This window comes from Thermorhabdus hydrogeniformans (genome assembly GCF_049310025.1).
Classification (GTDB): domain Bacteria; phylum Bacillota; class Thermosediminibacteria; order Thermosediminibacterales; family Tepidanaerobacteraceae; genus JBJYKD01.
Genome location: NZ_JBJYKD010000297.1, coordinates 1 through 234 on the forward strand (window position 1 = coordinate 1; position 234 = coordinate 234).

Annotated in this window: 1 pseudogene; it reads right to left on the bottom strand. The window is 58.1% G+C overall.

From position 1 onward, the window contains the following. Positions 1 to 234, bottom strand: a pseudogene (locus ACKX14_RS16500) (tyrosine--tRNA ligase); the annotation flags it as partial.

A 234-nucleotide genomic window follows, 5' to 3' on the forward strand; every position in this document is an offset into this window, starting at 1 on the left:
GCAGCTTCACCGAATCGAAGGAGAGCATGCGGTTGACCGAGAAATGGCGGCCAATGTCGCGCAGAAAGTCGATGTACTTGAGCTCGAGCAGCCAGTCGGCATTGTTGACCATGAGTGCGTCGTTCGGGCCGTCACCGAAACGCAGGTAACGGGAGAACGACTGCTTCATCTTGGCGAGGTTGTCGTTGATGACCTCCGGCGTCAGCAGCTTGCGCGCTTCGTCCTTGAAGGACG